This is a genomic window from Neorhizobium fuzhouense, assembly GCF_042611105.1.
GTDB classification, from domain to species: domain Bacteria; phylum Pseudomonadota; class Alphaproteobacteria; order Rhizobiales; family Rhizobiaceae; genus Neorhizobium; species Neorhizobium galegae_A.
The window spans coordinates 13,624-36,601 of record NZ_JBHFFP010000021.1 but is presented as its reverse complement, the minus strand read 5'-3'; the positions used below and the strand labels follow the sequence as shown (position 1 = coordinate 36,601).

33 protein-coding genes are annotated in these 22,978 nt (G+C 61.9%); 24 read left to right on the top strand and 9 right to left on the bottom strand.

The genetic code is table 11. From position 1 onward, the window contains the following. The 8 genes from ACEXP3_RS23725 to ACEXP3_RS23690 all read right to left on the bottom strand — a co-directional run. Positions 1 to 336, bottom strand: a 336-nt coding sequence (locus ACEXP3_RS23725; protein ID WP_377299656.1) for a hypothetical protein, incomplete at its 3' end; no start/stop codon positions are given. Continuing rightward, the gene (locus ACEXP3_RS23720) at positions 336 to 527 is read right to left on the bottom strand and encodes a hypothetical protein (RefSeq protein WP_377299655.1); all 192 of its coding nucleotides are present in this window, start codon (positions 525 to 527) and stop codon (positions 336 to 338) included. The genes ACEXP3_RS23725 and ACEXP3_RS23720, both read right to left, overlap by 1 nt. Further along, positions 524 to 1,780 (bottom strand): site-specific integrase, encoded by a 1,257-nt coding sequence (locus ACEXP3_RS23715; protein ID WP_377299654.1) that lies wholly within the window; start codon positions 1,778 to 1,780, stop codon positions 524 to 526. The genes ACEXP3_RS23720 and ACEXP3_RS23715 overlap by 4 nt, the downstream gene beginning before the upstream one ends. A 99-nt stretch (positions 1,781 to 1,879) precedes the next feature. Beyond that, positions 1,880 to 2,011, bottom strand: coding sequence for a hypothetical protein (locus ACEXP3_RS23710; RefSeq protein ID WP_377299653.1), 132 nt, complete (start codon positions 2,009 to 2,011; stop codon positions 1,880 to 1,882). Next, the gene (locus ACEXP3_RS23705) at positions 2,008 to 2,253 is read right to left on the bottom strand and encodes a hypothetical protein (protein ID WP_377299652.1); all 246 of its coding nucleotides are present in this window, start codon (positions 2,251 to 2,253) and stop codon (positions 2,008 to 2,010) included. Before ACEXP3_RS23705 ends, ACEXP3_RS23710 begins: the two co-directional genes overlap by 4 nt. Next, positions 2,250 to 2,519: a hypothetical protein gene (locus tag ACEXP3_RS23700; RefSeq protein WP_377299651.1), complete on the bottom strand. Its 270-nt coding sequence runs from the start codon at positions 2,517 to 2,519 to the stop codon at positions 2,250 to 2,252. Before ACEXP3_RS23700 ends, ACEXP3_RS23705 begins: the two co-directional genes overlap by 4 nt. Then, positions 2,516 to 2,800: a MerR family transcriptional regulator gene (locus ACEXP3_RS23695; protein WP_377299650.1), complete on the bottom strand. Its 285-nt coding sequence runs from the start codon at positions 2,798 to 2,800 to the stop codon at positions 2,516 to 2,518. Before ACEXP3_RS23695 ends, ACEXP3_RS23700 begins: the two co-directional genes overlap by 4 nt. A gap of 371 nt (positions 2,801 to 3,171) precedes the next feature. Next, entirely contained in the window at positions 3,172 to 3,810 is a 639-nt protein-coding gene (locus ACEXP3_RS23690) for a LexA family protein (RefSeq protein WP_377299649.1), read from the bottom strand. A gap of 307 nt (positions 3,811 to 4,117) precedes the next feature. On the opposite strand from ACEXP3_RS23690, the gene ACEXP3_RS23685 reads away from it, so the two are divergent. The 12 genes from ACEXP3_RS23685 (at position 4,118) to ACEXP3_RS23630 (ending at position 10,702) form a co-directional block, all read left to right on the top strand. After that, complete coding sequence (locus ACEXP3_RS23685) at positions 4,118 to 4,300, top strand: hypothetical protein (RefSeq protein ID WP_377299648.1); 183 nt, start codon at positions 4,118 to 4,120, stop codon at positions 4,298 to 4,300. Next, positions 4,297 to 4,605, top strand: coding sequence for a hypothetical protein (locus ACEXP3_RS23680; protein ID WP_377299647.1), 309 nt, complete (start codon positions 4,297 to 4,299; stop codon positions 4,603 to 4,605). The genes ACEXP3_RS23685 and ACEXP3_RS23680 overlap by 4 nt, the downstream gene beginning before the upstream one ends. Next, the gene (locus ACEXP3_RS23675) at positions 4,605 to 4,802 is read left to right on the top strand and encodes a hypothetical protein (RefSeq protein WP_377299646.1); all 198 of its coding nucleotides are present in this window, start codon (positions 4,605 to 4,607) and stop codon (positions 4,800 to 4,802) included. Before ACEXP3_RS23680 ends, ACEXP3_RS23675 begins: the two co-directional genes overlap by 1 nt. Positions 4,803 to 4,858: 56 nt before the next feature. Then, a complete protein-coding gene (locus ACEXP3_RS23670; protein WP_377299645.1) occupies positions 4,859 to 5,389 on the top strand; it encodes a hypothetical protein in 531 nt (176 codons plus the stop codon). Further along, complete coding sequence (locus ACEXP3_RS23665) at positions 5,386 to 5,715, top strand: hypothetical protein (RefSeq protein ID WP_377299644.1); 330 nt, start codon at positions 5,386 to 5,388, stop codon at positions 5,713 to 5,715. The genes ACEXP3_RS23670 and ACEXP3_RS23665 overlap by 4 nt, the downstream gene beginning before the upstream one ends. Then, positions 5,712 to 6,833 (top strand): toprim domain-containing protein, encoded by a 1,122-nt coding sequence (locus ACEXP3_RS23660; protein WP_377299643.1) that lies wholly within the window; start codon positions 5,712 to 5,714, stop codon positions 6,831 to 6,833. The genes ACEXP3_RS23665 and ACEXP3_RS23660 overlap by 4 nt, the downstream gene beginning before the upstream one ends. Position 6,834: 1 nt before the next feature. After that, positions 6,835 to 7,122 carry a DUF2312 domain-containing protein gene (locus ACEXP3_RS23655; protein ID WP_377299642.1) on the top strand — a complete coding sequence of 96 codons (288 nt, stop codon included), beginning with the start codon at positions 6,835 to 6,837 and terminating at the stop codon, positions 7,120 to 7,122. 26 nt (positions 7,123 to 7,148) lie between these two features. Further along, the gene (locus tag ACEXP3_RS23650) at positions 7,149 to 7,439 is read left to right on the top strand and encodes a hypothetical protein (RefSeq protein ID WP_377299641.1); all 291 of its coding nucleotides are present in this window, start codon (positions 7,149 to 7,151) and stop codon (positions 7,437 to 7,439) included. Continuing rightward, positions 7,436 to 8,047 (top strand): hypothetical protein, encoded by a 612-nt coding sequence (locus ACEXP3_RS23645; RefSeq protein WP_377299640.1) that lies wholly within the window; start codon positions 7,436 to 7,438, stop codon positions 8,045 to 8,047. Before ACEXP3_RS23650 ends, ACEXP3_RS23645 begins: the two co-directional genes overlap by 4 nt. Beyond that, the gene (locus ACEXP3_RS23640) at positions 8,047 to 8,337 is read left to right on the top strand and encodes a YodC family protein (RefSeq protein ID WP_377299639.1); all 291 of its coding nucleotides are present in this window, start codon (positions 8,047 to 8,049) and stop codon (positions 8,335 to 8,337) included. The genes ACEXP3_RS23645 and ACEXP3_RS23640 overlap by 1 nt, the downstream gene beginning before the upstream one ends. A 49-nt stretch (positions 8,338 to 8,386) precedes the next feature. After that, positions 8,387 to 8,701: a Gp49 family protein gene (locus ACEXP3_RS23635; RefSeq protein WP_377299638.1), complete on the top strand. Its 315-nt coding sequence runs from the start codon at positions 8,387 to 8,389 to the stop codon at positions 8,699 to 8,701. A gap of 78 nt (positions 8,702 to 8,779) precedes the next feature. Further along, a complete protein-coding gene (locus ACEXP3_RS23630; protein WP_377299637.1) occupies positions 8,780 to 10,702 on the top strand; it encodes a hypothetical protein in 1,923 nt (640 codons plus the stop codon). Positions 10,703 to 10,706: 4 nt separating this feature from the next. On the opposite strand, the gene ACEXP3_RS23625 is transcribed toward ACEXP3_RS23630, so the two are convergent. Beyond that, on the bottom strand, positions 10,707 to 10,985 hold the full coding sequence (locus ACEXP3_RS23625) for a hypothetical protein (RefSeq protein WP_377299636.1): 279 nt from the start codon (positions 10,983 to 10,985) through the stop codon (positions 10,707 to 10,709). 144 nt (positions 10,986 to 11,129) lie between these two features. On the opposite strand from ACEXP3_RS23625, the gene ACEXP3_RS23620 reads away from it, so the two are divergent. The 12 genes from ACEXP3_RS23620 to ACEXP3_RS23565 all read left to right on the top strand — a co-directional run bounded on the left by ACEXP3_RS23620 (position 11,130) and on the right by ACEXP3_RS23565 (position 22,976). Beyond that, positions 11,130 to 11,393 carry a hypothetical protein gene (locus tag ACEXP3_RS23620; RefSeq protein ID WP_377299635.1) on the top strand — a complete coding sequence of 88 codons (264 nt, stop codon included), beginning with the start codon at positions 11,130 to 11,132 and terminating at the stop codon, positions 11,391 to 11,393. A gap of 560 nt (positions 11,394 to 11,953) precedes the next feature. Next, entirely contained in the window at positions 11,954 to 12,679 is a 726-nt protein-coding gene (locus ACEXP3_RS23615) for a hypothetical protein (protein WP_377299634.1), read from the top strand. 357 nt (positions 12,680 to 13,036) lie between these two features. Further along, on the top strand, positions 13,037 to 14,647 hold the full coding sequence (locus tag ACEXP3_RS23610; protein WP_377299633.1) for a hypothetical protein: 1,611 nt from the start codon (positions 13,037 to 13,039) through the stop codon (positions 14,645 to 14,647). Further along, entirely contained in the window at positions 14,647 to 15,129 is a 483-nt protein-coding gene (locus ACEXP3_RS23605; protein ID WP_377299632.1) for a hypothetical protein, read from the top strand. Before ACEXP3_RS23610 ends, ACEXP3_RS23605 begins: the two co-directional genes overlap by 1 nt. A 117-nt stretch (positions 15,130 to 15,246) precedes the next feature. Further along, the gene (locus tag ACEXP3_RS23600; protein WP_377299631.1) at positions 15,247 to 16,863 is read left to right on the top strand and encodes a portal protein; all 1,617 of its coding nucleotides are present in this window, start codon (positions 15,247 to 15,249) and stop codon (positions 16,861 to 16,863) included. Further along, positions 16,860 to 17,237: a hypothetical protein gene (locus ACEXP3_RS23595; protein WP_377299630.1), complete on the top strand. Its 378-nt coding sequence runs from the start codon at positions 16,860 to 16,862 to the stop codon at positions 17,235 to 17,237. Before ACEXP3_RS23600 ends, ACEXP3_RS23595 begins: the two co-directional genes overlap by 4 nt. Next, positions 17,237 to 18,184, top strand: a complete 948-nt coding sequence (locus ACEXP3_RS23590; protein WP_377299629.1) for a hypothetical protein — start codon at positions 17,237 to 17,239, stop codon at positions 18,182 to 18,184. Before ACEXP3_RS23595 ends, ACEXP3_RS23590 begins: the two co-directional genes overlap by 1 nt. 158 nt (positions 18,185 to 18,342) lie before the next feature. Further along, positions 18,343 to 19,272, top strand: coding sequence for a phage capsid protein (locus tag ACEXP3_RS23585; protein ID WP_377299628.1), 930 nt, complete (start codon positions 18,343 to 18,345; stop codon positions 19,270 to 19,272). Between the two features lie 63 nt (positions 19,273 to 19,335). Continuing rightward, positions 19,336 to 19,614: a hypothetical protein gene (locus tag ACEXP3_RS23580; protein ID WP_377299627.1), complete on the top strand. Its 279-nt coding sequence runs from the start codon at positions 19,336 to 19,338 to the stop codon at positions 19,612 to 19,614. Positions 19,615 to 19,687: 73 nt separating this feature from the next. After that, on the top strand, positions 19,688 to 20,338 hold the full coding sequence (locus ACEXP3_RS23575; RefSeq protein ID WP_377299626.1) for a hypothetical protein: 651 nt from the start codon (positions 19,688 to 19,690) through the stop codon (positions 20,336 to 20,338). Further along, complete coding sequence (locus tag ACEXP3_RS23570; RefSeq protein ID WP_377299625.1) at positions 20,338 to 22,440, top strand: phage tail protein; 2,103 nt, start codon at positions 20,338 to 20,340, stop codon at positions 22,438 to 22,440. The genes ACEXP3_RS23575 and ACEXP3_RS23570 overlap by 1 nt, the downstream gene beginning before the upstream one ends. A gap of 29 nt (positions 22,441 to 22,469) precedes the next feature. Continuing rightward, a complete protein-coding gene (locus ACEXP3_RS23565; RefSeq protein ID WP_377299624.1) occupies positions 22,470 to 22,976 on the top strand; it encodes a hypothetical protein in 507 nt (168 codons plus the stop codon). Positions 22,977 to 22,978: the final 2 nt, after the last annotated feature.

Below are 22,978 nucleotides of genomic sequence, written 5' to 3'. Positions count from 1 at the left end.
TTGGCAAATCGCCTCGATCACTTCATCGGTTGGCTTTATAGGGATGAGCGCGTAGCCTTTTGACACCACCACATGTGTTGAGGGTGGTGTGGGTTCAACCGCTGCCCTGGTGCGCGTCTCGTAGTCGGCTTGGGCTGCCACGCGCGCGGCGGTTTGGGTTTTGAAGCCTTCCGTGTGCGTCATGCAGTCGGAGCCGGGATAGGACAAAGTCCATTCTCCCGTCATGCCTTTGACGCTGTAAAACCTATCAATCCCGAATGCGCCGGCGTAGATGACGGGAAGTTCTCCGGATTGCCCGCGAACGATCCACTCTAGTCTTTTGACGCTCACTGTCATCACAGCACTCCCAGAATGCGAGCGATGGCCACCAAAATGCCAACAGCGGCGATGGCGACAAATGATGTGCCGAGTACCAGCGGTAGGCTATCCGGCTGCTTGTCGATGCGGCCAAAAAGCTTTTGCATTGGCTGGAACCGTGCCTCGCCCTTGTAGAGCTTCCCATTCACGCGGTGGATGTTCTTGGTCATTTCCCTTCTCCTTCTTCGTCGTACCAGGCCACCATTTTGGCCATGGCGGTGTCTGCCATCGCGGGGTCGATGGCGAGATAGTGTTTGAAAATCGTGGTGGCGCTTTTCAGCGAGTGGCCGGTGATGGCGCAGATCTCGGGGATCGAGCATCCGGCCCTTGCCAGCCATGTCACGGCGGTGTCGCGCAGATCCTGATCGCGCAGCGACAGGGGGTTGTCCTCGTCGCCTTCGCCCAGCAGGCTTGGCATGGGGGCAATGGCCGGCATGGTGTCCGTTTCCGGCTGGCCGGTGGCGGCGATCTTGCGGATCTGCGCGAAGACGTGGGCGTAATGGGTTTGCGTGAAGGGCGTCCATCGGCGCTCGTCCAGCACCACATGGGGGTTGATCACGCCTGCCTCGCGCCTGCGCTGCTCTGAGGCGGCAAGGCGGGCCTTGACAGCCGGTGCTTCGGGGATGGACACGCGGGCGCGCGTCTTCATCTGCTGCAGCACCAGGCGGCCGTTCTCGCGCTTGGCCACGGTCATCATGCGCCGATCGCTCTGGCGCTGGCCGGACCAGACGCCGAGCACGATCATATCGCCAATCTCGGGGCGGCCGAGCTGATCGGCCACGGCCACGAGGTGACGGATTTCCTCGATCGTGCCGACGCGGATGCGGGGCGGCGGCGCTGTCATGCCCAACTCGTGCGCCGGGTTGACCTCCATGCCCGCGATGCGGCCGCGGCGGATGGCCCACTGGAAGGCGATGCCGAGCACGCGCATGGTGCTGACGGCCTGCGCCACGCCCACATCCCGCAGCAACGCATCATACATGCCGACGCAGATGGGGCGGGTGAAAGCGGCGGCTTCCGCTGCCCATGCATCCGGCAGGCGTTTTTGAAGCACGCGGGCTTTCAGGCGATATTCATAGATGGTCTTTTCGCCAAGGGTCTTGATCTGGGGATTGGCCGGTGGCGACAGCCACTCGTCGAACAAGGCCGACAGGGGAAAGCTCGGGGCGATGGACGGCAGATCTTCCGGCGTGCGGCGCGGAGCGCGCTTTGCCTTGGTCCCTTCCGCTGCCTGCGCCAGCCGGCGCGTGAAAGCGCGTGACCATTCCAGCGCCTCGCCGGCCGTCATCCACCGTGCGCCGTCTTCTGTTTTCAGGTCGTGGCCCTTGTGGCCGCGCGCGCGCAGCGTGGCGGATGGTTCAAAGCGCGGGCGGCCGCCGCGCCAGGAGACATGCTTGATTTTGGGATCTGAGTGTTTTGGCACGGGGTTTCTCCAAAAAAATGCCCGGCGGTTACGCGAAACAAAAACCGCCGGGCTGAATTACCGGACGCCGGGAGGAGGCGGCCGGGCAGGGAACGGAGGTTATCGGCGCCGGCCCATGCCGATCAGCATCAAGCCGATCAGCATGGGCACGACGACGACGAGGATTTGGCCGAGCGTGAGGGGTGGCACGGTATCGACCCAATCCAGGGCGCGGTAAAAGGCATCGATCATTGCAGCACCACGCCGCGCGGGGCGCGCAGGGGGCCGTGTTCCTGCTCGCGCAGAAAGAAGGCGGCTTCCACCACCAGGGCGCAGCGCGCCGCACCGGCAATGCTGGCACGGCGCGCTGCAGCCTCCAGCTCCTCGCGGTCCGCCCTCATGTCATCCATGATTGCGAGGAGCTGCTGGATTTTTGCGTCAAGGGCTTCGCCCTCGGCGTCGATCTCGGTCAAAAGTGTGCGGGCGGTGTTCACAGGGTTTCTCCCTTAAGCTTTGCGACGGCGAGCTTGCCGGCCATGGTGGGGGCGAGCCCTTCGCGCGTGCGTTTCAGCAGGCCGGCATGCACAAGCGCTTCCAGCGTGGATGCCTTGAAGCGGTGGCGGCCGATGAGGATGGAACCCTTGCCGTCCGGCTTCTGGTGGCGGAAGTAATCCACGGCCACCAGTGCGCTGCGCTGGGTGGGCTTCAGGTGCTTGTGCGGTGCCTGCACGGCCGGGTTTTCTGCGATGGACAGGCTCATGCGCGTGCCCCTGCATATCTGGCTTCCAGCTGCTGGCGATCGAAGGTGATGCGCACGGGCTGGCCTGCGGTGGTGCGGGCCTGTTCGGCACGCTCTGCATAGGTTTCCAGCCAGCGCATGAAAGCGGCGCGGCTGTAGCGGCGGCCGGGCAGGCGCGCAGGCAGGCCATGATTGCGTTCCAGCTGACGACGCTGGCGGGCAAACCATGGCTTTGACCAGCCGAGAAGGGTTGCGGCTTCCGCCACATCCATTGTCGGCAGGGGGGTGGTGTTCTGGAGCATGTTTCGCGTCTCCCTGTTCGCGCAAATCAGTACGCTGAACAAGAATGCACATTTGCAATGATAAAAGCAAACACAAGTTTGCAAAAAGCGAAATAAGTGCAAAACGCAGCATTCTCGCGCGTGGCGGGCCACGTGTTTCACAGTGTATTTTTGGTTTGGCCCGCCAAAATGTGCGCGTTTTTGACGCCGACTGTGTATCAGTTTGTGGCAGCGTGGCGGGCCATTATTTTCGTGTCGGTTTTTCCGAATGGCCCGCCAAAAGGTCCGTGTGCAAACAGCTATGGTTTGCAAACGTGCCACGCAAGCAGGCTTATCGCCATGGCGGGCCAAAACGTCAGTGGTGTGTGAGGAAGGCGCGGCTGCTGTTGCTGCTAGTGGCGCAAACGAAATCCGCCGACGACAACGCCCGCTATCGCGATATTCTCGTTGTCGACAATCTCGGGCATGAGTGGTTCCGCATCAAGGAAAGCGGATAGCAGGTAAGGTGTCCTGTAGACCCGGAAAATCGTTTCGGCCGTGCCGCGCCGGTAATCGTATTTTTGCGCGCAGACGGCATCCCCATTGCGGGGCGTCTCGTCCTGGTCGACGACCACGACCATGCCTGCCGAATAGCCGACTGCCGCAAGGCTGTTGGTTTTTAGCGTCCAGAGGTGGACATTGCGTGCCTCTTGGGACGCTTGCCGGAGCGCCTTCTCCATCGGGCTTTTGGCCTCTGCCGCGACATATCTCTGTGCTTCGTCTTCGCTGAATGTCTGCACACGAGGGATGACGCGGCTTTCATAGGCTGGCACGCGCGTGGCGTCCTCGATCCGCTTCACTGTCTTGGCAGTGAGTGTGTGGCCGTTCTCGTTGTTGTTGGCAAACCGCGTCAGTGTCGAGGGTGTGAGGCCGGCCGCCCGAGCGATCTCCGTCAGCGTCATGTTGGCCGACTGCCCGATGTGGTTAAGCCACGCAAGCTGCTGATCGCGCAAAGTTGTCATGCGGATACTAATGGCAGCTTGCAAACCCATGTTCAAAACTCAATACAGCTATTGACTTTGCTAACCAAATCACATCGATATGTGCAAAATCAATGGTGATTTGCAAATCCGGTGCTGAGATGCTGTCTTTTCAAGAGATAAATTCGCAGCGCGAGAGACTTGGCATCACTCAGAAGCGTTTGTGCCGCGTAGCAGATGTGAGTGAGCATAGTTTTTCCCGCGCAAAATCTACGGGCAAAGAGCCGACGCCCCGTATCCGTCGCCGACTTTCGGTGGCGCTGGACAGCATTGCTTCCGAACGCGGCGTGAAGTTCGTCGAGGAAACGGGAGCGAAGTCATGATGCTGGTTCATCTTCTGCTGGGCGCGATTGCCTGGTGCATGCTCGTTGGCGCCATCAAGGGCGTCTACATGATGATCGGCCCTGTGCCGGATCTCTGGATGCAGACATCCAACCTGATTTCGACACTGCTTTTTGCCATCGCCTTCGTGTGCTTTGGCGGCATGGCGGTGCTGCTGTGAGCGAATTGAGCGACCAGCTGATCGCCTATGGCGGGCGGGCGCCGACCGAACTTTCCGAAAACACGAAATTCCACCAGGAGCTGCTGGACGATCTCTCCCGCGAGATGGCCGTGCGCGGCTGGAGCGGAGCGGATTTCGACGCTTACCGGCGATCGGACGGCTATGTGCTGATCGAGATCGTGCCGGCGGATGAGGGCGTGCTGACGCTGGAGCGGCTGGCGGTGTTTCGCCAGCGGCAGAAAGACATGCGCGAGGCCGAGCAGATGGCGCGTGCCGCGCAACCTGAACAGAGGAGCATGTTCTGATGGTGCCGATCAACACCGCCGCCCTTGCCCGCAAGATGCACCGCGCTGCCGACCCGATGGACGAGGCGGCCCGCGTGGTGGGGGCAGCTGTTGCCGTTCTGGCCATCCATCGCGGCCCGCAGGGGGCGCTTGAGACGCTGCTTTCCTACGCACAGGCGCTCAATGAGATGCGGGACGTTCCCGCAACCGACGCCTGAGACTTTAAGACATGCCGTTTTGTATCGCGTACGGCCTACTCTGTTGGGCCAGAAAAATGACGCAGGATCTCTACTCCGATTTCAACAGGCTTATGGTGCGCGCTCATCGAGAAAAGGTGAGCGATGCGGCCATTACGCGCGCAGCCGGGCTGCATTCGACCTATCTGCGGCGCATCCGCGATGGAAAAATTCGTGTCACGCGCAAAACGCTGGAGCGCATCAACCACGCCATCACGCGGGTGCAAAAAGGCGATGGAGAGCCAACTGCCGTCAGAGCTTCCGGCGCGTTCAAGCTGGCGGTTTGCCTCGTGGCGAGCGTGGCGGGCGTGCGCCCCCAGTTCATTTTGTCCGCAGATCCGGCCAAGCGGAAAACCGCTGATCCGGATTGGCTGCGCGCCGCCAGACTACGGTGGATCGCCCTGTATATTTGCGTCATTCACATGCACTTCTCGCAAGCCTCTGTTGCGACAGCGGCAAACATGAGCCGCGCCAATGTGTGCCGCAGCCTCAAAGACCTAGAAGACAGGCGCGGCGAGGCGGAAATCGAGCTGGTGCTGTCAGCGATCGAGGAGGCTTTCAAGTCATGAACTGGGCAGCTTACGAGGTGGGAAAGCGCGTGGTGTGTGTGGTGCCCTATGACTATGCCCGCAAATATTGCACCGTCGTTCCGGTCAAGGGGACGATCTACACGATCAAAGCCACGTCCATGGGTGAAAACTGGAACGGTGAGATCATTCTCGGCCTGCGCTTTTCCGAGATCGAAGCTTTCACGGCTCCTCACTGTGGCGTTGAAGCGCGGGACGGATACTGGTGGTGGCGCGCCATGGATTTCAAGCCGGTTGACGAGACGCGGCTGGATCAATTCCGCAAGCACCTGACTTCCACGCCGTGGCAGCGGGAGCTGGTGGAATGACCCGTTCCGACCTGCCCGAAATCAAGCAGATGCTGCAGGACCAGATCCAGAGCCTGTGTGCGAACCTGCTGCCGGATGGAAAGCCGCAGGGGCGGCTGTGGGTGGCGCATAACCCTGTTACCGGAGATTATTCCCAAACCCCGGAATTCAAGGTGGCGCTGACGCGCGATGTGGGCGCGTGGAAGGACTGGCGCACGGGGGAGGCGGGCGATGTGCTGGGGCTTATCGGCTACATCAACTTTTCCGGCCAGAAGAATGTGCGGCCGGCGCTGGACTGGGCGCGTGATTTTTTAAACCTGCGCTCCATGCCGGCGGAAGCGCGGCGCGAGGTTTCGCAGCGGGCGCGACAGGCGCGCGAGGACGCGGCCGAGCGGGAGGCGAGAAGCCGGCTGGACCGGATGGCGCGGGCGGAAAAGCTTTTCTTTCGCGGCATGGCGGATGGCGCGGGCAGTGCGCCGGAGGCCTTTGGCCGGCGTTATTTTGCCGCACGGCGCGTGCCGCTGGAGCGGATTGCAAACCGCGATCTGCAGACGTTTCGCTTTGCGGGTTCCCAAGAATTCTGGGCGCGTGCGCAGTTTCGCCACGAAAACGGACGGCCGGTGAAGGTGCATCCCGGGCCGGAATATCCGTGCATCTATGCGGCGGGGCGGCTGGCGAATGGCCAGCTTTCCGGCATCCACATGACCTATCTGGACCCGATGGCGCCGAAAAAGCTGCCGGTGGCGCCGAAAAAGGAAAGCGCAAAGGTGATGTGGGGACCGTGGGAAGGTGCGGTTATCCGCCTTTCGCACGGGCCGGAAGGAGAGCCGCCGGAAACGGCCTGCCAGGCGCACCCGCTGATTATTGGCGAGGGGATAGAAACCACGGCCAGCGTGGCGATCGTGGCGCCAGAGGCGCGCGCCTGGGCGGGCGGAAGCCTTGCCAACATGAAGAACGCGCCGTTCTGGCTGCCCTGCATCTCCACCGTGTTTTTGCTGAAAGATTTCTTCAAGAGCGACACGACCAAACAGCAGTTTGCCCAGGTGGTGGCGGCCGTGGAAGCGGCGGGAAAACCATGGGTGGAAATGGACCCGCCCGATGGCGACGGGGATTTTAACGACACGATGATGGAAGGGTGACATGACCGATATTGGGCACAACAGCGATGTGCATGGCATTGCCCGTGACCATCTGCGCGCCTTCGTGGAGCGCATCGAGCGCCTGGACGAGGAAGCCAAGGCGCTGAATGACGACCGCAAGGACGTTTACGGCGAAGCGAAATCCATGGGTTTCGACGTGAAGATTTTGAAGAAGGTGATCGCTCTGCGCCGCAAGGACGAACAGGAGCGCATGGAAGAGGACATGGTGCTGGACACCTATCTTCAGGCGCTCGGCATGATTGTGGCACCAACCGACGAAAAGGATTGAGATCATGACGAAGCGAGGAAAGACGCATGCGCAAAAGCCAGCAGAGAACCAGCCGGCAGAAGGCAATGATGCTGAACAAGAGGGCACACCGATCCGCCAGGATGAAGGCCCGATGGGAGTCGGAAATAGCGCGGCCGCTGAAGCGGCAACGGCGCTGGAACCGGCAGGAACGCAGCCGGCGGATGGTGCGGCTGTGCTGGATGGAGCCGGTGACACCCGCGCTCATGGCAATGATGAACGACATGGACTACTGGATGCGAACGCTGGTGAACATGACGGGCATTCCGACGCATCTGCTGGGCAAGCTGGGGCGGTGAGCGATGGACAAGACGCGGGAACGGATGCTGCGGATGCTGGCGGCACAACGCCGGATGGCGGCGAAGGCGGCGGCGATGGCAGCACTGCCGGCGATGCCGAAGGGCGGACGAATGGCGCTGGTGACGTGGATGGCGGCGGTGAAGGCGGTGAAGGCGACGAGGACCTAGACGACCTGCCAGACCCGCGTTCCAGCGACGACACGGCGATGAGCGCCGCTATTGATGCCTACGAGGCAGTGCTTGTCCACGCCCTGCATTTCAGCATCACAACCACCGACAACGAAGAAAGCCAGCTCGATGCGTCGGCCACAACGGAAGAATGCTACTCCGGCATGGCCGCCTGCATCCGCGATATCGGCACGCGCGCAACGCCCGAAGTTCTCGGCCACCAGCTGAAAATCCTTGGCCTTCGCAAGAGCCCGGAGCTTTCCCGGCCGGAAGCCATTGCCGTGCGCGCCTTTGCCGGCGTGCTGATGGATCTGGATGCCTATGTGGCCGAGGAAAATGCCAAGGCCGACGCGGCGGCAAACGTGGTGGAGCCGGTGGCGCCGCTGCCGATCGAGGACACGACCATGGAGCCGACGACAGAGCCGATGGAGACGTGGTGATGAGCAAAGAACCTCAAACTAACCTTGGACCCAGCCGCGAACAAGATCGTGTTGACGTGCTGGGATTTCAGCCTGGCGACGTCGTCGAACTCAAATCAGGTTCTTTTGCCATGGTGGTGACGGACGTGATCGGAACCGATGGTGGCGAACGGCTGCGCGTGTTCTGGGACACGAACGGACCTATGTCCGGCCGCGCTTGCTCGCTTTCCACCGCGCAACTGCCTGCCTCCTCCTTCAAGATCTTCGTGCCCTACGACCAGCGCCCACAGGATGGCGATATACCCTTTTAACCAAATGCCTGCCGGCATGGTGCCGGCGGGAAATCTTGAGGAGAATGCGATGAAAGACGAACAGGCCATTGAAAATGAAATTCAGGCAAAGGGGCTGAATGCGCCGCGTCTGACGCCGGCACAGATCGATGCCGTCATTTTGGCGGAACAATACCATGTCTTTGCCGGCACCACGCTGACCGTGTGCTGCCTGACGCTGAAAAACGGTTTCACCGTGACCGGTGAAAGCGCCGCTGCCAGCCCGGAAAACTTCGACCAGGACATTGGACGCAAGATCGCCCGTGAAAATGCGCGCCAGAAGATCTGGCCGCTGGAGGGTTATCTGCTGCGCGAAAGCCTTTGGTCCCGTCGCGATCCGGACTGACGCCCCCGCCCGCCGCACTCGTCGATGTGAGTGCGGCGGCGCATCGGACAGACACTGAATTTCATGCAGCAGGGCAAGATGGCGAAAAGACCAGCAAGAACGCAAGGCGGAGAAAAGGCGATCCGCGCCATATTCGAGGATGCCAAGGCGGAGCTGGCGGAGATTACGCCGATTTCCGACCCGGACCCGAACTATGCCCGCAATGGCATAAAGCCCGGCAAGTGGGATGGCGCGCCGCACGACCGCATGCCGCCGGACTGCCCGATTACCGTGCTGGGCAGCAAGGGCGAAGTGACCTATGTGATTTCAGCGATCGGGGAACTGCACGCGGTGACGCGGTGGGACCTTTCCACGCTGATCAAGCTTTTTGCGCCGTTTACCAATTATCTGTTCTGGGCATGGCCGGCCTATGGCAAGGCCAAGGAAGATCCGGAGACAGGCGACGTGCTGCCGCCGAAGGTGGAGCGCATTCAGCGCGACCAGGCCATGACGGCCATTCTGGGCGAGGCGGGCCGCAAGGGCATTTTTGACCCCAACAGCAATGTGCGCGGCCGCGGCGGCTGGAAGGCGCAGGACAAGTTCATCTGGCATTCCGGCAAGTGGCTGTGGAGCGTTTCCACCCGCACCGATGGGGAAAACAAGGCCACGGGCTGGCAGCTGCAGCAGGCGCGGCCGGGCGAATATGACGGCTATTTCTATGCGCAGGATGCCGACACCCTGCACCCGTGGCGCGAGCATGTGGGCGTTTACGACAGCCCGGCACACGAGATTTTGCAGGAGCTGAAAAAGTGGAAGTGGGAACGGCCGTATCTCGACCCGCTGCTCTATCTCGGCTGGGCCGGGACCGGCTTTCTTTCCGGCGCGCTCGATGTGCGGCCGATCCTGTTTACCATGGGCGGTGCCGGCACGGGCAAGAGCACGCTGCACAATATTCTGCGCGAGCTTTATGGCTCGGCGCTTTATTCCACGGCCAACACCACGGCCGCCGGCATCTATCAGAACATCCGCCAGGACAGCCGGCCGGTCGCGGTGGACGAATTCGAGCGCAAGGCCAATTCCAACAAGGAAGGGGCCATCATCGAGCTTGCCCGGCAGGCCTATTCCGGCGCCAAGGGCTATCGCGGCGGGGCCAATGGCGAGGGATCGGAATTCGAGCTGCGCAGCCCATTCTGCTTTTCCGCCATCCTGCATCCGCACCTGGGCGTGCAGGACCGCACGCGCATGATCATTCTCAACCTTTCGCCGCTGGACAAGAGCGGGGCAGTGCCACCCATCATCAAGGCCGAATGGGGCAGAATGCTGCTGCGGCAGATGATGGACGGGTTTCACGATTTCTACTGGCACATTCTGCCGCGGTGGAAATCCATCCTTGCGGATCCACGCCTTGGGTTCGATGCGCGCGCGATCGACACCTATGGCACGGTGCTGGCCTGCGCGGAGCTGATGGTGGGCGAACAGGGGATGATTGATGCCGGGCTGCATGCAGACCCGACAGCGGCCGCGAGCGGCGAACTGCGGCTTGACCACGACATGCTGATTGAGACGCTGCAGGAGGCGACGGCGGCCGAGCGGGCGGACCAGATGCCAAAGTGGCAAGAAGTGATCGAAACCATTCTGGGGGCCAAGCTGGACGCCTACAAGAGCGGAGAACGCATGACCGTGGGCGGCGTGCTGGAAGCGCTTGAGGACAAGAACCGCAGCGACATGCAGATTGCCGATGCGCGCGAGCGCCTGGCGCTGCTGGGCCTTGGCCTGCGCGAGCAGGGACGGCCGTGCAAGGGCTATGCGCTGGCCATTCCCCACAGCGACGACAACCTAAACCGGCTCTTTGCCGACAAGGAGTTTCACCACGGCGGCTGGACGCTGGCGCTGGGGCAGGCGCCGGAAACGATCGTGCCGCGCGCGCTGACGCCGGCGGAAAAGACGGTGAAGATCAACCGCGCGGCCAAGGTGTGCAAACTCGTCGACCTGGCCGGCTATGACGAATGGTGCGACGAATGATGCATCAATTTCCCGTCCACTGATCGGTGAACGGCGCCCCCACCCACATGCCCACCAGATCATCACAACCGGCCCTGCAGCGGCCGGTTTTTCTTTGTGGGCAATCAGCGGATACATGCTCGATGAATGCCCTGATGGGCATATCCGCGCCACAGCGCGCCACCAGGCGCGACAGGGCATAGCAGCCCTTGCGACCGCAGTTTGAACACACGATCTGCATCTGTGGCAGTTTGAAGTCTGAAAGCGTCCGCTCTGGCGATGCGACAGGTTTTAGCAGTTTCATTTCGTCCTCGTCGAGGACCGGCCGCATTCGGTCTTGCTGGTGATATCCGCCGCCACGGATGCCGTTGCAGTGCCATAGGAGAGGCTATAGCGTCAAGGCCGGCGCCATCTCTGCCCGCGCCCTTGAGCCGCAGGAGCGCGCCGCATGGATGCCTGGACTGTGTTCTTCGAGACGCCTGCGTGGTTAGCTGGACAGCTGGTCGCAATCGGTTTGATATCCGTGCTTGTAATTGGCGCACCATTCGTCGGCTACCATGCGGGACGATGGATCAATGACATGCTTAGGGTGCCCTTCATCGGGGCGGCGATTGCGATCTTGATCGGGATCTACATCACGCTGGTTCTGTATCGATCATCGACCTGGACAGCTGTTGCCATCCTCCATTGGACGCACCAACGCGATAGATAGCGACCCCGCGCGCTATCCAGATTGCGGCATAATCCCAACCCATGCCCCCGGCGCACTTAACATCATTTCCCCCGCCCCGAGCTTCTAAAAAGCGGAGCCCGCGCCGATTTCCGCGACCGCTTGCGGAGATACCTGACGCCATAAGACACAACGGAGGCCGCGCGCCACGATATGTCAGCGCAAGTGGTGCGCGGGCACTTAACACCGGGGAACCCGGGTGCAGGATGGCGACGCGGTGCTGTGTCTTGCCCGATGGGTGAGGGAGAGAGCGGCACACCTTCCCCGGTTAGCGTCCGGTTAGCGTCCGGTTAGCGCTTCGATAACCGGGATATCTCAAGAAAATCAGAGGGTTTGGCATGACGGTTAGCGGGTTAGCGATAGAGAGAGCTTCATACGCGCGCGCGCATGCGTAAGGAAGGATATGGATAACCGATAACCGGATAACCGTAGATATATAAGTAGATGAATTTTCTAACAAAATGCGGTTATTCAAGCGGTTATCGGGCATCGATCGAGGGCAGTTTCGCTAACCGGAATATAGAAATCGGGAAAAAGCGGTGATGGACGAAAACGAGCAAAACGAGGGGCTGAAAGGGGCACACCCACGGGCGGCGGCGGCGGGAAATCCGGGCGATCGGACGGCATCGGGCGGGCTGGACCTCGACCAGGAGCGGGTGGCGAAGGTGGGGGCGACCAGGGCGATGGCGGAGGCGGCAATGGCGGGCCTTGCCGAGCGGATCGGGCAGGACGAGGCCGAGCCCGAGCAGCCTTCGCTGTTGCTGGCGGACCCTGACGATAGCGGTTGCCTCTTCGCCGGCCCCGTTCGGCATGTCGCGAATGCCATCGCTTCGGATAAGCGGGCGCGGGGGAGGCCAGCAGGCAGCCAGAACCGGCGCTCCAAGGATCTGGCGAACTACCTGCTATCCAAGGGATACCGCGACCCGGCGTTGAACCTTGCCGACCTCGCCAATGCCGATCCGCTGGGGCTGGCACTGGAAATGCTGGCGCTGCCGCAGCCGGAGGGTTTCAGCGCGCAGGAGGTGCTGGCGGCGGCGATCCAGCAAGGCGTCATCGCACGCGACGAACTGGGCAAGCTGGCCGAGAAGGCAACGAAACTGGTGGTCAGCGCCAATTCCGAACTGATGCCGTACTTCCATGCCAAACGGCCGCAGGAAATCCACGTCGAAAGCAAGCAGCTCGGCATCATGATCGTGGGTGAAATGCGGGCCGAAAAGCGGGACGACGATGGCGTGATGGATCTGACGCGGTTCGACAAGCCGGATTGATTTCATTGGAATTTTGCTTCCGACATTCGGGCAAATGTCGGACGGCGGATTAAGCGGTTGAATTCATTAAAGCGTCAACTGATCGGAAATCAGTAAGGCGGTTTGCGTCTGGGCCTCGCGCGAGGCGACGGGCCGTTGGCCCTATCGAGCGGACGCGGGTTGCACCCGCGCCTTCCCAGTGTGGTGGGCCTGCAGCGGTTTAAAAACCGCAGCAGGCCCACCCCCCATGGGCCTTCCGGCTCACACACACCGGGCTTGCTGGTTGCCCGACTGAACGAGGGTGCGGCGAACATAATCTTTCCCTGGACGAGGTGGGCGCGGGCGCGCGGGGCTTCGGGTTTCAAAGGGTATTGGGTTATGGCAGTCAGCATCCAGTCTTACAAGCCGCCGGGGCCGGTGGGCGCAGCGTTCATCCAGTCGCGCGGGCCGATCGATATCATCATGGGGCCGGCCGGTTCCGGCAAGACCGTGGCCAGTTGCGTGAAGGGTCCGATGCTGGCCGCCTCGTACATGCCCGTGTGCAGGGACGGGCGCGTGCGCGTGAAGCTGATCTGCGTTCGCGATACCTATCGCGACTTTGCGCGAACCGCGCTTGCCAGCTGGCACGAGATGTTTCCGGTGGGGCATCCGTGGCAGCGGGCCGACAAGGGCTATGAGGGCGGGCAGGACCGGCCGGTGCGTCACCACCTGGAGTGGGAAGCCTTTCGTGGGCCGGATCGGATCATCGTGGAATTCACGCTGGAAACCGGCGCGATTGCCGACAACAACGTGATGCAGTTCGTCAAGGGCTATGAGGTTTCCATGGCCTGGGGGAACGAGGTGGACATGATGAGCCCGGAAGTGCCGGGCGCGCTGTTCATGCGTACCGGGCGATATCCGCCGGTCGACAAGATCGCGCCCTCCGAGTTGGACCGGGTTTCGCGCGACGGCCGCGAAGCCATGCGCAAGATGGGGATGACGGTCGATCCTTCCGAGCTGGTGCTGCCCCGCATGTTCTGGGGCGACATGAACCCGCCTGATGTGGACCATACGCTGCTGAAGGAAGTGGGCTGGGAAGATCCGGAGACGAAGAACCCGGCCTACAACTTTTTCCGGCAACCGGGCGGGCTCGATGCGCAGGCGGAAAACCGCGTCGGCCGTCCGCGATCGGCCTATGAGATGGACCTGCGGGCCATGTCCGAACCTTTGGCGCGGCGCATGGTGCATGGCCTGCCGGGCTATGCGCAGGATGGAAAGCCGGTCTATCCGGAATACAACGAACGGCTCCACAAGGCCGATCAACCGCTTGCGCCAACGCCGGGCCGTGGGATTACGATCGGCATGGATGCCGGCGGATCGCCCGCGGCAACGATCGGGCAACCACAGGCGAACGGGCAGGATCGTCTGCTGGCCGAGCTGGTGACGGAACCGGGCACCGGCCCGACGCGCTTTGCCACGATGCTGCTGGATCTTCTGATGACGCAATTCCTCGGCCTGCCGATCCTCGGTATCTGGGCCGACCCGGCCGCCTTCATGGGGGGCGACAGTGAAACCGGCGAATTCAACTGGGTTCTTTCGGTGCAGAAGACGCTGCGTTTTCCGATCAATCCAGCGCCTTCGAATGAGCCGGGTATTCGGCAGGAAGCGGTGCGCATGGGACTGACGGGAATGATCGACGGCATGACGCCGCGTTACCTCGTGAGCCCCCTCTGCAAGGTCATGGTGGGTGGTTTTGCGGCGCACTACAAGTTGACCAAGCAGGCCAGCGCCAGCGGAACCGACAAGCTGGCTGTGGTGAAGAACGCCTATTCGCACCCGCACGATGCCGAGCAGTACCGCCGGCTGGGCTTTATCGGCCTGTCCAACGTCATTGCCGCCGGATCGGCTGCGAACCTGCCGGGCAATGTTGCCAGCCTTCAGGACCGCCGTCTGGCGCGCAATCAGCCGCAGCCGCAGCGGCAGGGTGATTTCAGCGTCTGGGATGTGTGATGGCGCTGGAGGTTGTAAGCCCGGCGGACTGGACGGATTGCCTCACGTGCGCGGGCGGGCGCGCGCTCGCGCGTAAGGCGGCGATCTGGATGCGATCGCGCGGGCAAACCGTAGCGCTCTTCGAGGGCGGGCAGCTGCTGGCCGTCGCCTATCTCGTGCCTGACGATGCCGGCCGGCTGGAATTCTGTCTGTCCATTCTCCCGGACGCCAAGGCGCACATGATGGCGCTTTGCCGTTTCGCGCACTCAACGCTCGCCCGCATAGCCGATCATGGTGCCGTGGTGATCTGCCGGGTGATGGCGGGAAACCGCTCCGGCGCGCGCATGGCTCGCCTGTGCGGTTTCCAGCATGCCGGTGGGGTCGAATGGATCCTGACAGGGGAACGCGATGTCACAGATGGTTTCAGGCCTTTTCGGGGGCGGCGACAAATCGGCGCGGCGCGAGGCGGAGAAGAGCCGCCAGCTGCAGACGGTGGCGAATGACCGGCAGCTGGCCGAAGTCAATCGCAACGATGCAGCGATTGCCGCCACGCGCAAAACGCCGCGCGGGCGGCGGCTTTTTGAGGATGGCCCTTCTTCTGCCAGCGCGGTGCTTGCCTGATGGCGGCCGGCGGTGTCGACATCGCAAAGCTCAAGCAGCGGGTTGACAACTGCTGGAGCGAACGCGCGCCCTGGAGCACGATCTACCAGGATGCCTATGATTTCGCCGTGCCGTTCCGCCGTCCTTCCGGCGGAACGAACGGGCGGCCCCGCCAGCCGGACAAGCTGTTTGACATGACCGCGCCGATGAGCGCCATGTATTTTGCCGGCAACCTGCAGCGCGATCTGTTTCCCACGGGGCAATCGACGTTCGAGCTTGAAACCGGGCCGCTTGCGGCGCTGGCGCTTTCGCCGTCGGATCGCAAGACGTTCGATCGGGAGCTTTCCAGAACATCGACGCTCATTCACCCGTTCTTTCTGGCGGGGGATTGGGATACGGCCGTGCACGAAATGTGCGTGGATCTGGCCATCGGCACGGGCGCAATCCTGCCCGTCAAGGGAACGGCACGCGACCCGCTGAAATTCGCCTGCATTCCATTCGATCAGCTGGCGATCTCGACGGATGCTTTCGGCACGGTCAACCTCGTCTCGTGGAAACAGGAATTGCGGGCGGACCAGATCGTTGACGCCTGGCCGAAGGGGGCATTTCCGAACGATTTTCGCGATCGGGCGAAAACTCGGCCGTCCAACCTCTTCTGCGTTTACCAGGACTGGTACCGGGACGCCGACCCTCAAGGCGGCTGGCATTTCTGCGCAAGGCTCGATGCTTCGGTGGAACCCATCACGCATGAACGCTACAGAACCAAGCCGATTGCCGTTGCGCGCTATTACCGGGTGCCCGGCGAGGCTTATGGGCGCGGCGTGGTGCTGACGGCGCTGCCGACGATCAAGACGGTGAACAAGGCGCAGGAACTGGCGCTGAAAAACTTCGCCATCCAAATGCTGGGCATCTGGGGCTATCGCTCGGGCGGCACGTTCAACCCGAACACGACGCGCATTGCGCCGGGCGAGTTCTGGGCCATGCAATCCACCGGCGGCATGTTGGGGCCGGATGTGCAGCGGCTGGATACGCCGATGGGCAATTTCAACGTCGCGAACATGATGATCGGTGACCTGCAAACGCAGATCAAGACGGCCATGTTCGATACGCGCCTGCCAGATTATGAGGGCACGCCGCGCTCCGCCTCCGAAATGGCAGGCCGTCTGCAGCAGCGGGCAAACATCCATATCGGTGCGTTTGGCCGTCTGGTGAATGAAATCATGCCGGTGATCGTGCCGCGCGTGGCAGAGATCCTGTTTGATCTCGGCTTCCTGCCGCAGATGCAACAGGCAGACGATCTGCTTGTGGCGGTGAAAGTGCGCAGCCCGATGCAGGCGGCGCTCAATGCCGACCGCATCGCTGCCATCGCAAACTACCATGACTTCATCCTGGCCTTTGCTGGCCCGGAAAAGAAAGACCTCTATCTCGACCAGGACAAGGTTCTGGCGCAGGTGGCCGACGGGTTCCAGATCCAGAAGGACTTGATCCCCGACGACGATCAGAAAAAGCAGATCGCGGCCGATATCGAGGCGGCAAAGCAGCAGCAGATGCAGCTGATGATGGCGCAGGAACTTGCGAAGCAAGCCCCTGGCGCCATCAAGGATGTGGCTGTGGCGAGCATGAGGAACGCCGCATGACCGGCCCGTTCCTGCCCGCGCGGGCTTCCCAGCCGCTCGATCTGCTTGAAGAGGGCGTTGCCGGTGGCGGCTGGGAAGCTCTTGAGGCGCTGTGGCGGCCGCATGTCACCACCCGCCCGCTGCAGCCGGATGATGATCTGGCGAAGTGGATGTGGGGCTTTTACAACACGCCGCCCGGCCGGGCGATGATCGAATGGATGATGGATATTTCCATCCGCCAGCCGCTGCGCATTACCGGCGCCACGATCGAGGAAACCGCGCTGATGTGCGCGACGCGTCAGGGGATCAACGGTTTCGCGGAAGCCGTTCTGGCGGCCATCACCCAAGGTGAGAAGCTGATCCGTGAAGGTAAAACCCAGAATGGAGCTGGATGATGAAAAATTTACTGCGGACCATGGTTTTCAATGCGCCGGATGCAGGTGGGGGATCGCCCGCGCCCGGTGCGGATGCAGCGCCGGCGGCAACTCCTCCCGCTTCCGGCGCGGCAAGCCCGCCGCCTCCATCGGCGGGCACTCCATCGGCGGGCGATGGCACGACGCCCGCCGATGGAGCAAATCCTGCGCCTGCAGCTGCGCCCGGTGCTGACTGGTATCGGCCGAAGGATCTGCCGGACCATCTTCTGGGCAAGGACCAGAACGAGACTATGGACAAGCTGGCGGATGCCTTGAAGGGTTATCGCCAGCGCGATGCGCAGAACGGCGTGCCGGACAAGGTGGACGCCTACAACGCTTTTTCCGCCGATGTGCCCGAGACGGTAAAACCGCACCTCGAAACGCTGGTGAAGGATCCGCTTTATGGACGGGTGGCGGAAAAGGCCCTGGCGCTGAAGGTGCCGGTCGCGGCCTATCAGGGCATGGTGCAGGAATTCATTTCGGTTTCTTCCGAAATGGGTCTGATGGAGCCCATCGTCGATGCGGCGGCCGAGCGTTCGGCGCTTGTGCCTGATGCTGCCCGCCATCTGCCCGAAGCCGAGCAAAAGGCGGCGGTAAACCGGCGCATGGAGGAAAACTATTCGTGGCTCGATGCCATGGTGGCGCGCGGCGACAAAGGCGGGATTTCCAAGGACGAGGCGGATTTCGTCAAGGCAAACCTGGGCGACAGCGCGCGCGGACACCGGTTCTTCGAATTTGTGCGTGGCCTGACGGGCGGCACGGGCGGTGGGCCGGCCATGGGATTGCCTGGTGGCGGCAGCGGCAACGATCCCAAGCAGGAAATCAGCCGGCGTGCGGCGCTTCCGGAAAATACCTGGGGCCATCCCAACTACAGCCAGCAGTCCTATGACCAGCTGCAGGTGGACCGTCGTCGCGTTTACGGCGACTGACGCACTGAACGCGCCCCGCCCGGTGGCAGCATTGCGATGCTAACCGGACGGGAGCGACCTGGACGATGCGCTGGCTATCCTTCACCGGACCCGGCGCATCGCCGGCTAATCGGCCCTCACGGTGATTTCGTCCATCACTCAACATATGAGGGTCTAACATGGCTGTTTCCACATGGTTCCGCGAAGAGATCAAGGATCTCGTCCGCGCCCGCTACCAGGCAAAGGGTGGCTATCTCGATGGCACGACGCTGCCGGGCGAAAGCTCCGCCGGCACTGTCAAGTATCCGGTCGGCGGCGGCCGCATCGAGATGTACGAGCTGACCGGTGCAATCAACAAGATCAGCCCGTCGAACGTCAATCTCGACATGGTGACGCTGGTCACCAAGGATTTCGAAGCGTCCGTCTATTTCCGGATGCAGGACGAAAAGCGCATGGGACCCAGCCTCAAGGCGAAGCTTGCCGACGATCTGACGAAGTCGCAGCGCCGCAAGAAGGACCGTCTCAAGCTCGACGCGCTCAACGCCTTTGCTTCGGCCGGCTCCTCGCTCTCCGATACGCCCAATGCCATCACGACGATCGGCGACGGCACGGCGCGCATCGACCTTGTGAACCTGATCGACGCGATCGACCAGATCACGGGCGCCGGTTCGGACGATGAAATCTTCTACCCCATCCCGAATGTCTGGATGTCGCAGCTGCTGATGTACAAGGAATTCGCCAGCTCCGACTATCAGGGGCCGACGAATTTGCCGTTCGCCAGCAACAGTCGTGTCATGCGCAAGACCTTCCGCGGCGTGCATATCTTCACCATTCCGGATGAATATTTCACCTATGGCACCGGCGGCTACGTGGCCGGCACGCCGGGCTTCACCGGTTCCAACTATCTCGACACCTTCGCCTGGACCAAGGAAGCGCTGGGTTCGGAAACCTGGTGGGACCAGGAGAACATGACGATGGAGCCGCTGCCGGACTATGAAGGCACGCCATACGTCTGCAAGGTGCAGCTTTCGTCGGCTTCGCTCGGCATCCTGCCGGAAGGCGTGAAGCGCATCCGCATGCTGGCGATCAAGTCCGCCGTGCGCGTCTGATCGAATTCGGCCGCCGGATTATTCCGGCGGTTCCTCCTCTCTCGTCAACAAAGGAACGGAACAATGGCTCACCAGCCCACACAGCTCCGCCGGTCCAACTCGATTACGCTGACCGGCAACGTCAAAGTGCATTTCTTCGATTATGCCACCAACCACACGAAGGCGGAAACGATTGCCGCCGGATACTTCAACGACAGCCGCGCGGCCCTTTCAGTGTCCTCGATCATCGATGCGGTGATCGACGTGGACGGCACTCCGGCCTATGTGAAGATGCGTGTGACGGCTGTTCCGGCATCCGGAAACGTGACCGTGACCGACATTACCGGATCCTCCGCCGGCTGATCATCTTCCGACGCACTGAACGCAGCACCGTGGCCCGTAATCTCGGCCACGGTGTTTTTTTATGGGCGCGGCAATGGCCATCGACAAGACGACGATCATCAATCAGGCGCTGACAGATATCGGCGCCGGGCCAATGTTTTCCGTGAATGACGGAACGGATATGGCCGAGCAGATCGCGGCCGTGTGGCCTGTGGTGGTGGACCGCGTGTTCGGGCTTTCCGACTGGAGCTTTTCGAAAAAGACTTACCGCAATGTGCGCCTCGACGGCACGCCGGAAAACGGTTGGGCTTACTCGTTTGAATTGCCCGGAACCCGGATCGGCAATCCGCTTAAAATCATGGATCGGGCGGGCGAAAGTCCGCGACCCTTGCGCAATTTCGCCCTGGAAGAGGGGCTGTTGTTCTGCAACGTCCCCGACACCTGGTCCGTGGTGAAGGTTGCTGTGTCGCCCGATATATGGCCGGGAGAATTCCGTGCCGCTTTCGTGATTGCGCTTGGCGGTTATCTGGCCGTGCCGGTGTGGCAGGACGAGGACATGCGCGATCGCAAGCTGCAGGAGGCGTTCGGTTCCCCTTCGCAACAGGGAACCGGCGGCTGGTTCGGGCGGCTGGTGGCGCAGGACAAGGCGAGCCAGCCGGTGGCCGAGCCCATTGCCAACGATGAGCCCCTGACCAATGCCCGCTACGGCCACGGTGGTGGCGACAGCTGGTATGGGAGGTATTGATGGCGCGGGTTTCCGGTTCCCTCAAATCCTCCGTCAACGCGGGCCAACTTTCGAAAAGCCTGTGGGGCAAGGTCAATCTCAAGCAGTATTATTCCGGCGCCAAGGTGATGGCCGGTTTCGAACCCGTACCGCAAAGCGGCTTTACGCTTCTGCCCGGTTCGCTGCATGTCGGAGCTGTGGCCTCGTCCACCGTGATCAAAGCCACGCTGCGCGTTTCGGCGGCGCTTTCCTACACGTTGATCTTTTCGCCCGGATCGGTCGATATCTGGCGCCATGACCGGGTGAAGGTGGCGACCGTCGCGATTGCGGAAATCACGTTGTCGATGATCCCGGATCTGACGTTCTACGGGGAAGCGAACACGGTTGGAATTTTTCATCCGGACCTGCCAAGCGGGCTTCGGCTGTTCCGCAATGCAGCGAACGATACACTCTGGACGAAAAGCACCTGGCCGTTCGATCTGTTGCCGGATGTGGATCTCGGCGGTGTTTATACCAAGACGGATGATGTGTGGCAGCTTTTCATTCGCTGGTCCGACGATGCAACGGGGCTGGTGCTTTCTGTGACCGTCGATGGCAGCACGGCGGCTTCCGTGACGCTGAAGGACAGCGGAACCGGGCTTCCTGTGGCGCCGGGAGCCGGAACGGCAAACTGGACGTTGTTTGCCAGCGATATCCAGTCCGTCATCGGTGACCTTCCGGGATTTGCATCCGGCGTCAGCGTCGTGATTGATGGATCTGCATCGCGCACGCAAATTCTTCTCGTCACATTCGGCGGCGGCCTGTCGGGGCAGGAATACCAGTTCGATGCAACGGTGGTGAACACCTCGAGCGCTTCGGCGCTGGTGAGCCATACGCAAATCGGCAAGACAGATGGCGAACCGCTGGTTTCCGTGGCGCGCGGGGGATTTGCCGGCATGGTGCTGTTTCAGGACCGGGCCTGCTATTTCGCGCCGAAGGCCAAGGCCACGGCCATCGCCATGAGCCGGACGGCTGAATATTTCGATCTCAATATCGAAAGTACCAATGATGCGGCCGCGCGGCTGGAAGCGCTGCGGTCTGAAACATCGGAAACCATCTACCATGTGATGGATACAACCTATCTCCTGGCCTTCACCGACCAGGCGGAATATTTCGCGAGCAATCGCACGATCGAGCGCAACAAGCCGATCAACTGGGTGCGTGCCTCTGAAATCGGAAGCCGCAAGAGCTGCCGGCCGGTGACGCTGGAAGGCAAGGTGTATTTCGTATCCAAGGATGGCGGGCGGCTCTATTCGCTGACCTATGACGCGGTGAGCGAGCTTTTCCAGCCCGAACCGATGAACGATCTGAACGACGATCTGGTGAGCCAGATCCGCATCATGGCCGTGCAGAAAAAGACCGACCAGATGCGCAGCGACCGGCTATGGCTTTTGCGCGATGACGGGCGGCTGGTGTGCTGCCTGATCAACCGTGTGCAGGAAATCATGGCCGCGGTGGAATGGCCTGTTGCCGGCGGCGGCACGGTGCTTGGTCTTTCGGTGGATGGGCTCAACCAGGTGTGGTTGACGGTGAGCCGGGCCGGCTCGATCCGCGAAGAGGTTTTGCAGGAAGAGGCGCAGAACCTGTTTCAGCGCGCTTTCGACGTGGTGACCGATCTGACCGGGCAGGCAAGCGGGCTATCCGTCTTGAACGGCCGCAGTGTGTGGGCCGAGATCGACAACGATGTATTTGGCCCCTTCATGGTTTCGGGCGGCGTGATCGACACGGGACGGCCGAGCCGTCCTGCAAAGGTGGGTCTCTGGCAGGCACCTGTTTATGAAAGCATGCCTTATGTGCGCGTGCTGCCCAACGATGATGTGGTGCGGCGGCCGGGCAAGGTGTGTTCGCTGCGCATTTATCTGGAAAACACGGCGAGCATCGCCATCGGCGCCAATGGCCAGCCGGTGAAGGACCAGCCGTTGAACCGTGCCGGCGACGACCTTTCCGCGCCAAAGACGAACTATTCCGGCCATTTTCTGGTGACGGGCCTGAAGGGCGCGACCATGGACCCGACGCTGACAATCAGTCAGGTGCGGCCGGGGCGGATAACCGTGCGTGATTACATTCCGGGGGTGAAACTGTGACGCAACTTGCGATGGGACTATTCAATTTCTTGGCCCCGACCACGACTGCGGCCCCGGTGATCGGGGCTGCGGCGCCAGTCGTCCAGAGCAGCTTGCTGCAAACCCTGTTGCAGGGCGGCGCAACCGCGCTCGGCATTGCCAACGCGATTTCGGCTGGTGACGAAAAAGCTGATCAGTTGAACCTCGCGGCTGAAGACGCGCAACGGCAGATCCCGCTGGAAACGCTGCAGGGCATTTCCCGGCGCTCCTCGATCAAGCAGGAGATGATGCAGCGGCTGGGGCAGATGGATACCGCCAATGCGGCTTCCGGCGTCGATCTTTCGTTTGGCACGCCGCTGCAGGCGCGGCGCGACGCATTCCAGCAGGCGGATCTGGGGCTTGCAACGGATGTGGGGACCGAGCAGACGCGCGTGGCGCGCCTGGAAGAACGGTCTGCTGATTATCGCCGGCGGGCGCGGCGAGCGCAGCAGAGTGGCATATTCGACGCGCTGACCATGGGACTTTCCACGGCAAACGACATTGCAGGGCGGGGCTGACC

Coding starts and splice junctions, on each gene's coding strand:
- ACEXP3_RS23660 (WP_377299643.1), top strand. CDS start 5,712: ATGACCCGTTCCGACCTGCCCGAAATCAAGCAGATGCTGCAGGACCAG.
- ACEXP3_RS23615 (WP_377299634.1), top strand. CDS start 11,954: ATGGACGAAAACGAGCAAAACGAGGGGCTGAAAGGGGCACACCCACGG.
- ACEXP3_RS23670 (WP_377299645.1), top strand. CDS start 4,859: ATGACGCAGGATCTCTACTCCGATTTCAACAGGCTTATGGTGCGCGCT.
- ACEXP3_RS23625 (WP_377299636.1), bottom strand. CDS start 10,985: ATGAAACTGCTAAAACCTGTCGCATCGCCAGAGCGGACGCTTTCAGAC.
- ACEXP3_RS23620 (WP_377299635.1), top strand. CDS start 11,130: ATGGATGCCTGGACTGTGTTCTTCGAGACGCCTGCGTGGTTAGCTGGA.
- ACEXP3_RS23675 (WP_377299646.1), top strand. CDS start 4,605: ATGGTGCCGATCAACACCGCCGCCCTTGCCCGCAAGATGCACCGCGCT.
- ACEXP3_RS23590 (WP_377299629.1), top strand. CDS start 17,237: ATGAAAAATTTACTGCGGACCATGGTTTTCAATGCGCCGGATGCAGGT.
- ACEXP3_RS23695 (WP_377299650.1), bottom strand. CDS start 2,800: ATGCTCCAGAACACCACCCCCCTGCCGACAATGGATGTGGCGGAAGCC.
- ACEXP3_RS23635 (WP_377299638.1), top strand. CDS start 8,387: ATGAAAGACGAACAGGCCATTGAAAATGAAATTCAGGCAAAGGGGCTG.
- ACEXP3_RS23700 (WP_377299651.1), bottom strand. CDS start 2,519: ATGAGCCTGTCCATCGCAGAAAACCCGGCCGTGCAGGCACCGCACAAG.
- ACEXP3_RS23580 (WP_377299627.1), top strand. CDS start 19,336: ATGGCTCACCAGCCCACACAGCTCCGCCGGTCCAACTCGATTACGCTG.
- ACEXP3_RS23630 (WP_377299637.1), top strand. CDS start 8,780: ATGGCGAAAAGACCAGCAAGAACGCAAGGCGGAGAAAAGGCGATCCGC.
- ACEXP3_RS23650 (WP_377299641.1), top strand. CDS start 7,149: ATGCGCAAAAGCCAGCAGAGAACCAGCCGGCAGAAGGCAATGATGCTG.
- ACEXP3_RS23710 (WP_377299653.1), bottom strand. CDS start 2,011: ATGATCGATGCCTTTTACCGCGCCCTGGATTGGGTCGATACCGTGCCA.
- ACEXP3_RS23600 (WP_377299631.1), top strand. CDS start 15,247: ATGGCGGCCGGCGGTGTCGACATCGCAAAGCTCAAGCAGCGGGTTGAC.
- ACEXP3_RS23720 (WP_377299655.1), bottom strand. CDS start 527: ATGACCAAGAACATCCACCGCGTGAATGGGAAGCTCTACAAGGGCGAG.
- ACEXP3_RS23690 (WP_377299649.1), bottom strand. CDS start 3,810: ATGGGTTTGCAAGCTGCCATTAGTATCCGCATGACAACTTTGCGCGAT.
- ACEXP3_RS23570 (WP_377299625.1), top strand. CDS start 20,338: ATGGCGCGGGTTTCCGGTTCCCTCAAATCCTCCGTCAACGCGGGCCAA.
- ACEXP3_RS23665 (WP_377299644.1), top strand. CDS start 5,386: ATGAACTGGGCAGCTTACGAGGTGGGAAAGCGCGTGGTGTGTGTGGTG.
- ACEXP3_RS23575 (WP_377299626.1), top strand. CDS start 19,688: ATGGCCATCGACAAGACGACGATCATCAATCAGGCGCTGACAGATATC.
- ACEXP3_RS23655 (WP_377299642.1), top strand. CDS start 6,835: ATGACCGATATTGGGCACAACAGCGATGTGCATGGCATTGCCCGTGAC.
- ACEXP3_RS23595 (WP_377299630.1), top strand. CDS start 16,860: ATGACCGGCCCGTTCCTGCCCGCGCGGGCTTCCCAGCCGCTCGATCTG.
- ACEXP3_RS23685 (WP_377299648.1), top strand. CDS start 4,118: ATGATGCTGGTTCATCTTCTGCTGGGCGCGATTGCCTGGTGCATGCTC.
- ACEXP3_RS23610 (WP_377299633.1), top strand. CDS start 13,037: ATGGCAGTCAGCATCCAGTCTTACAAGCCGCCGGGGCCGGTGGGCGCA.
- ACEXP3_RS23605 (WP_377299632.1), top strand. CDS start 14,647: ATGGCGCTGGAGGTTGTAAGCCCGGCGGACTGGACGGATTGCCTCACG.
- ACEXP3_RS23640 (WP_377299639.1), top strand. CDS start 8,047: ATGAGCAAAGAACCTCAAACTAACCTTGGACCCAGCCGCGAACAAGAT.
- ACEXP3_RS23585 (WP_377299628.1), top strand. CDS start 18,343: ATGGCTGTTTCCACATGGTTCCGCGAAGAGATCAAGGATCTCGTCCGC.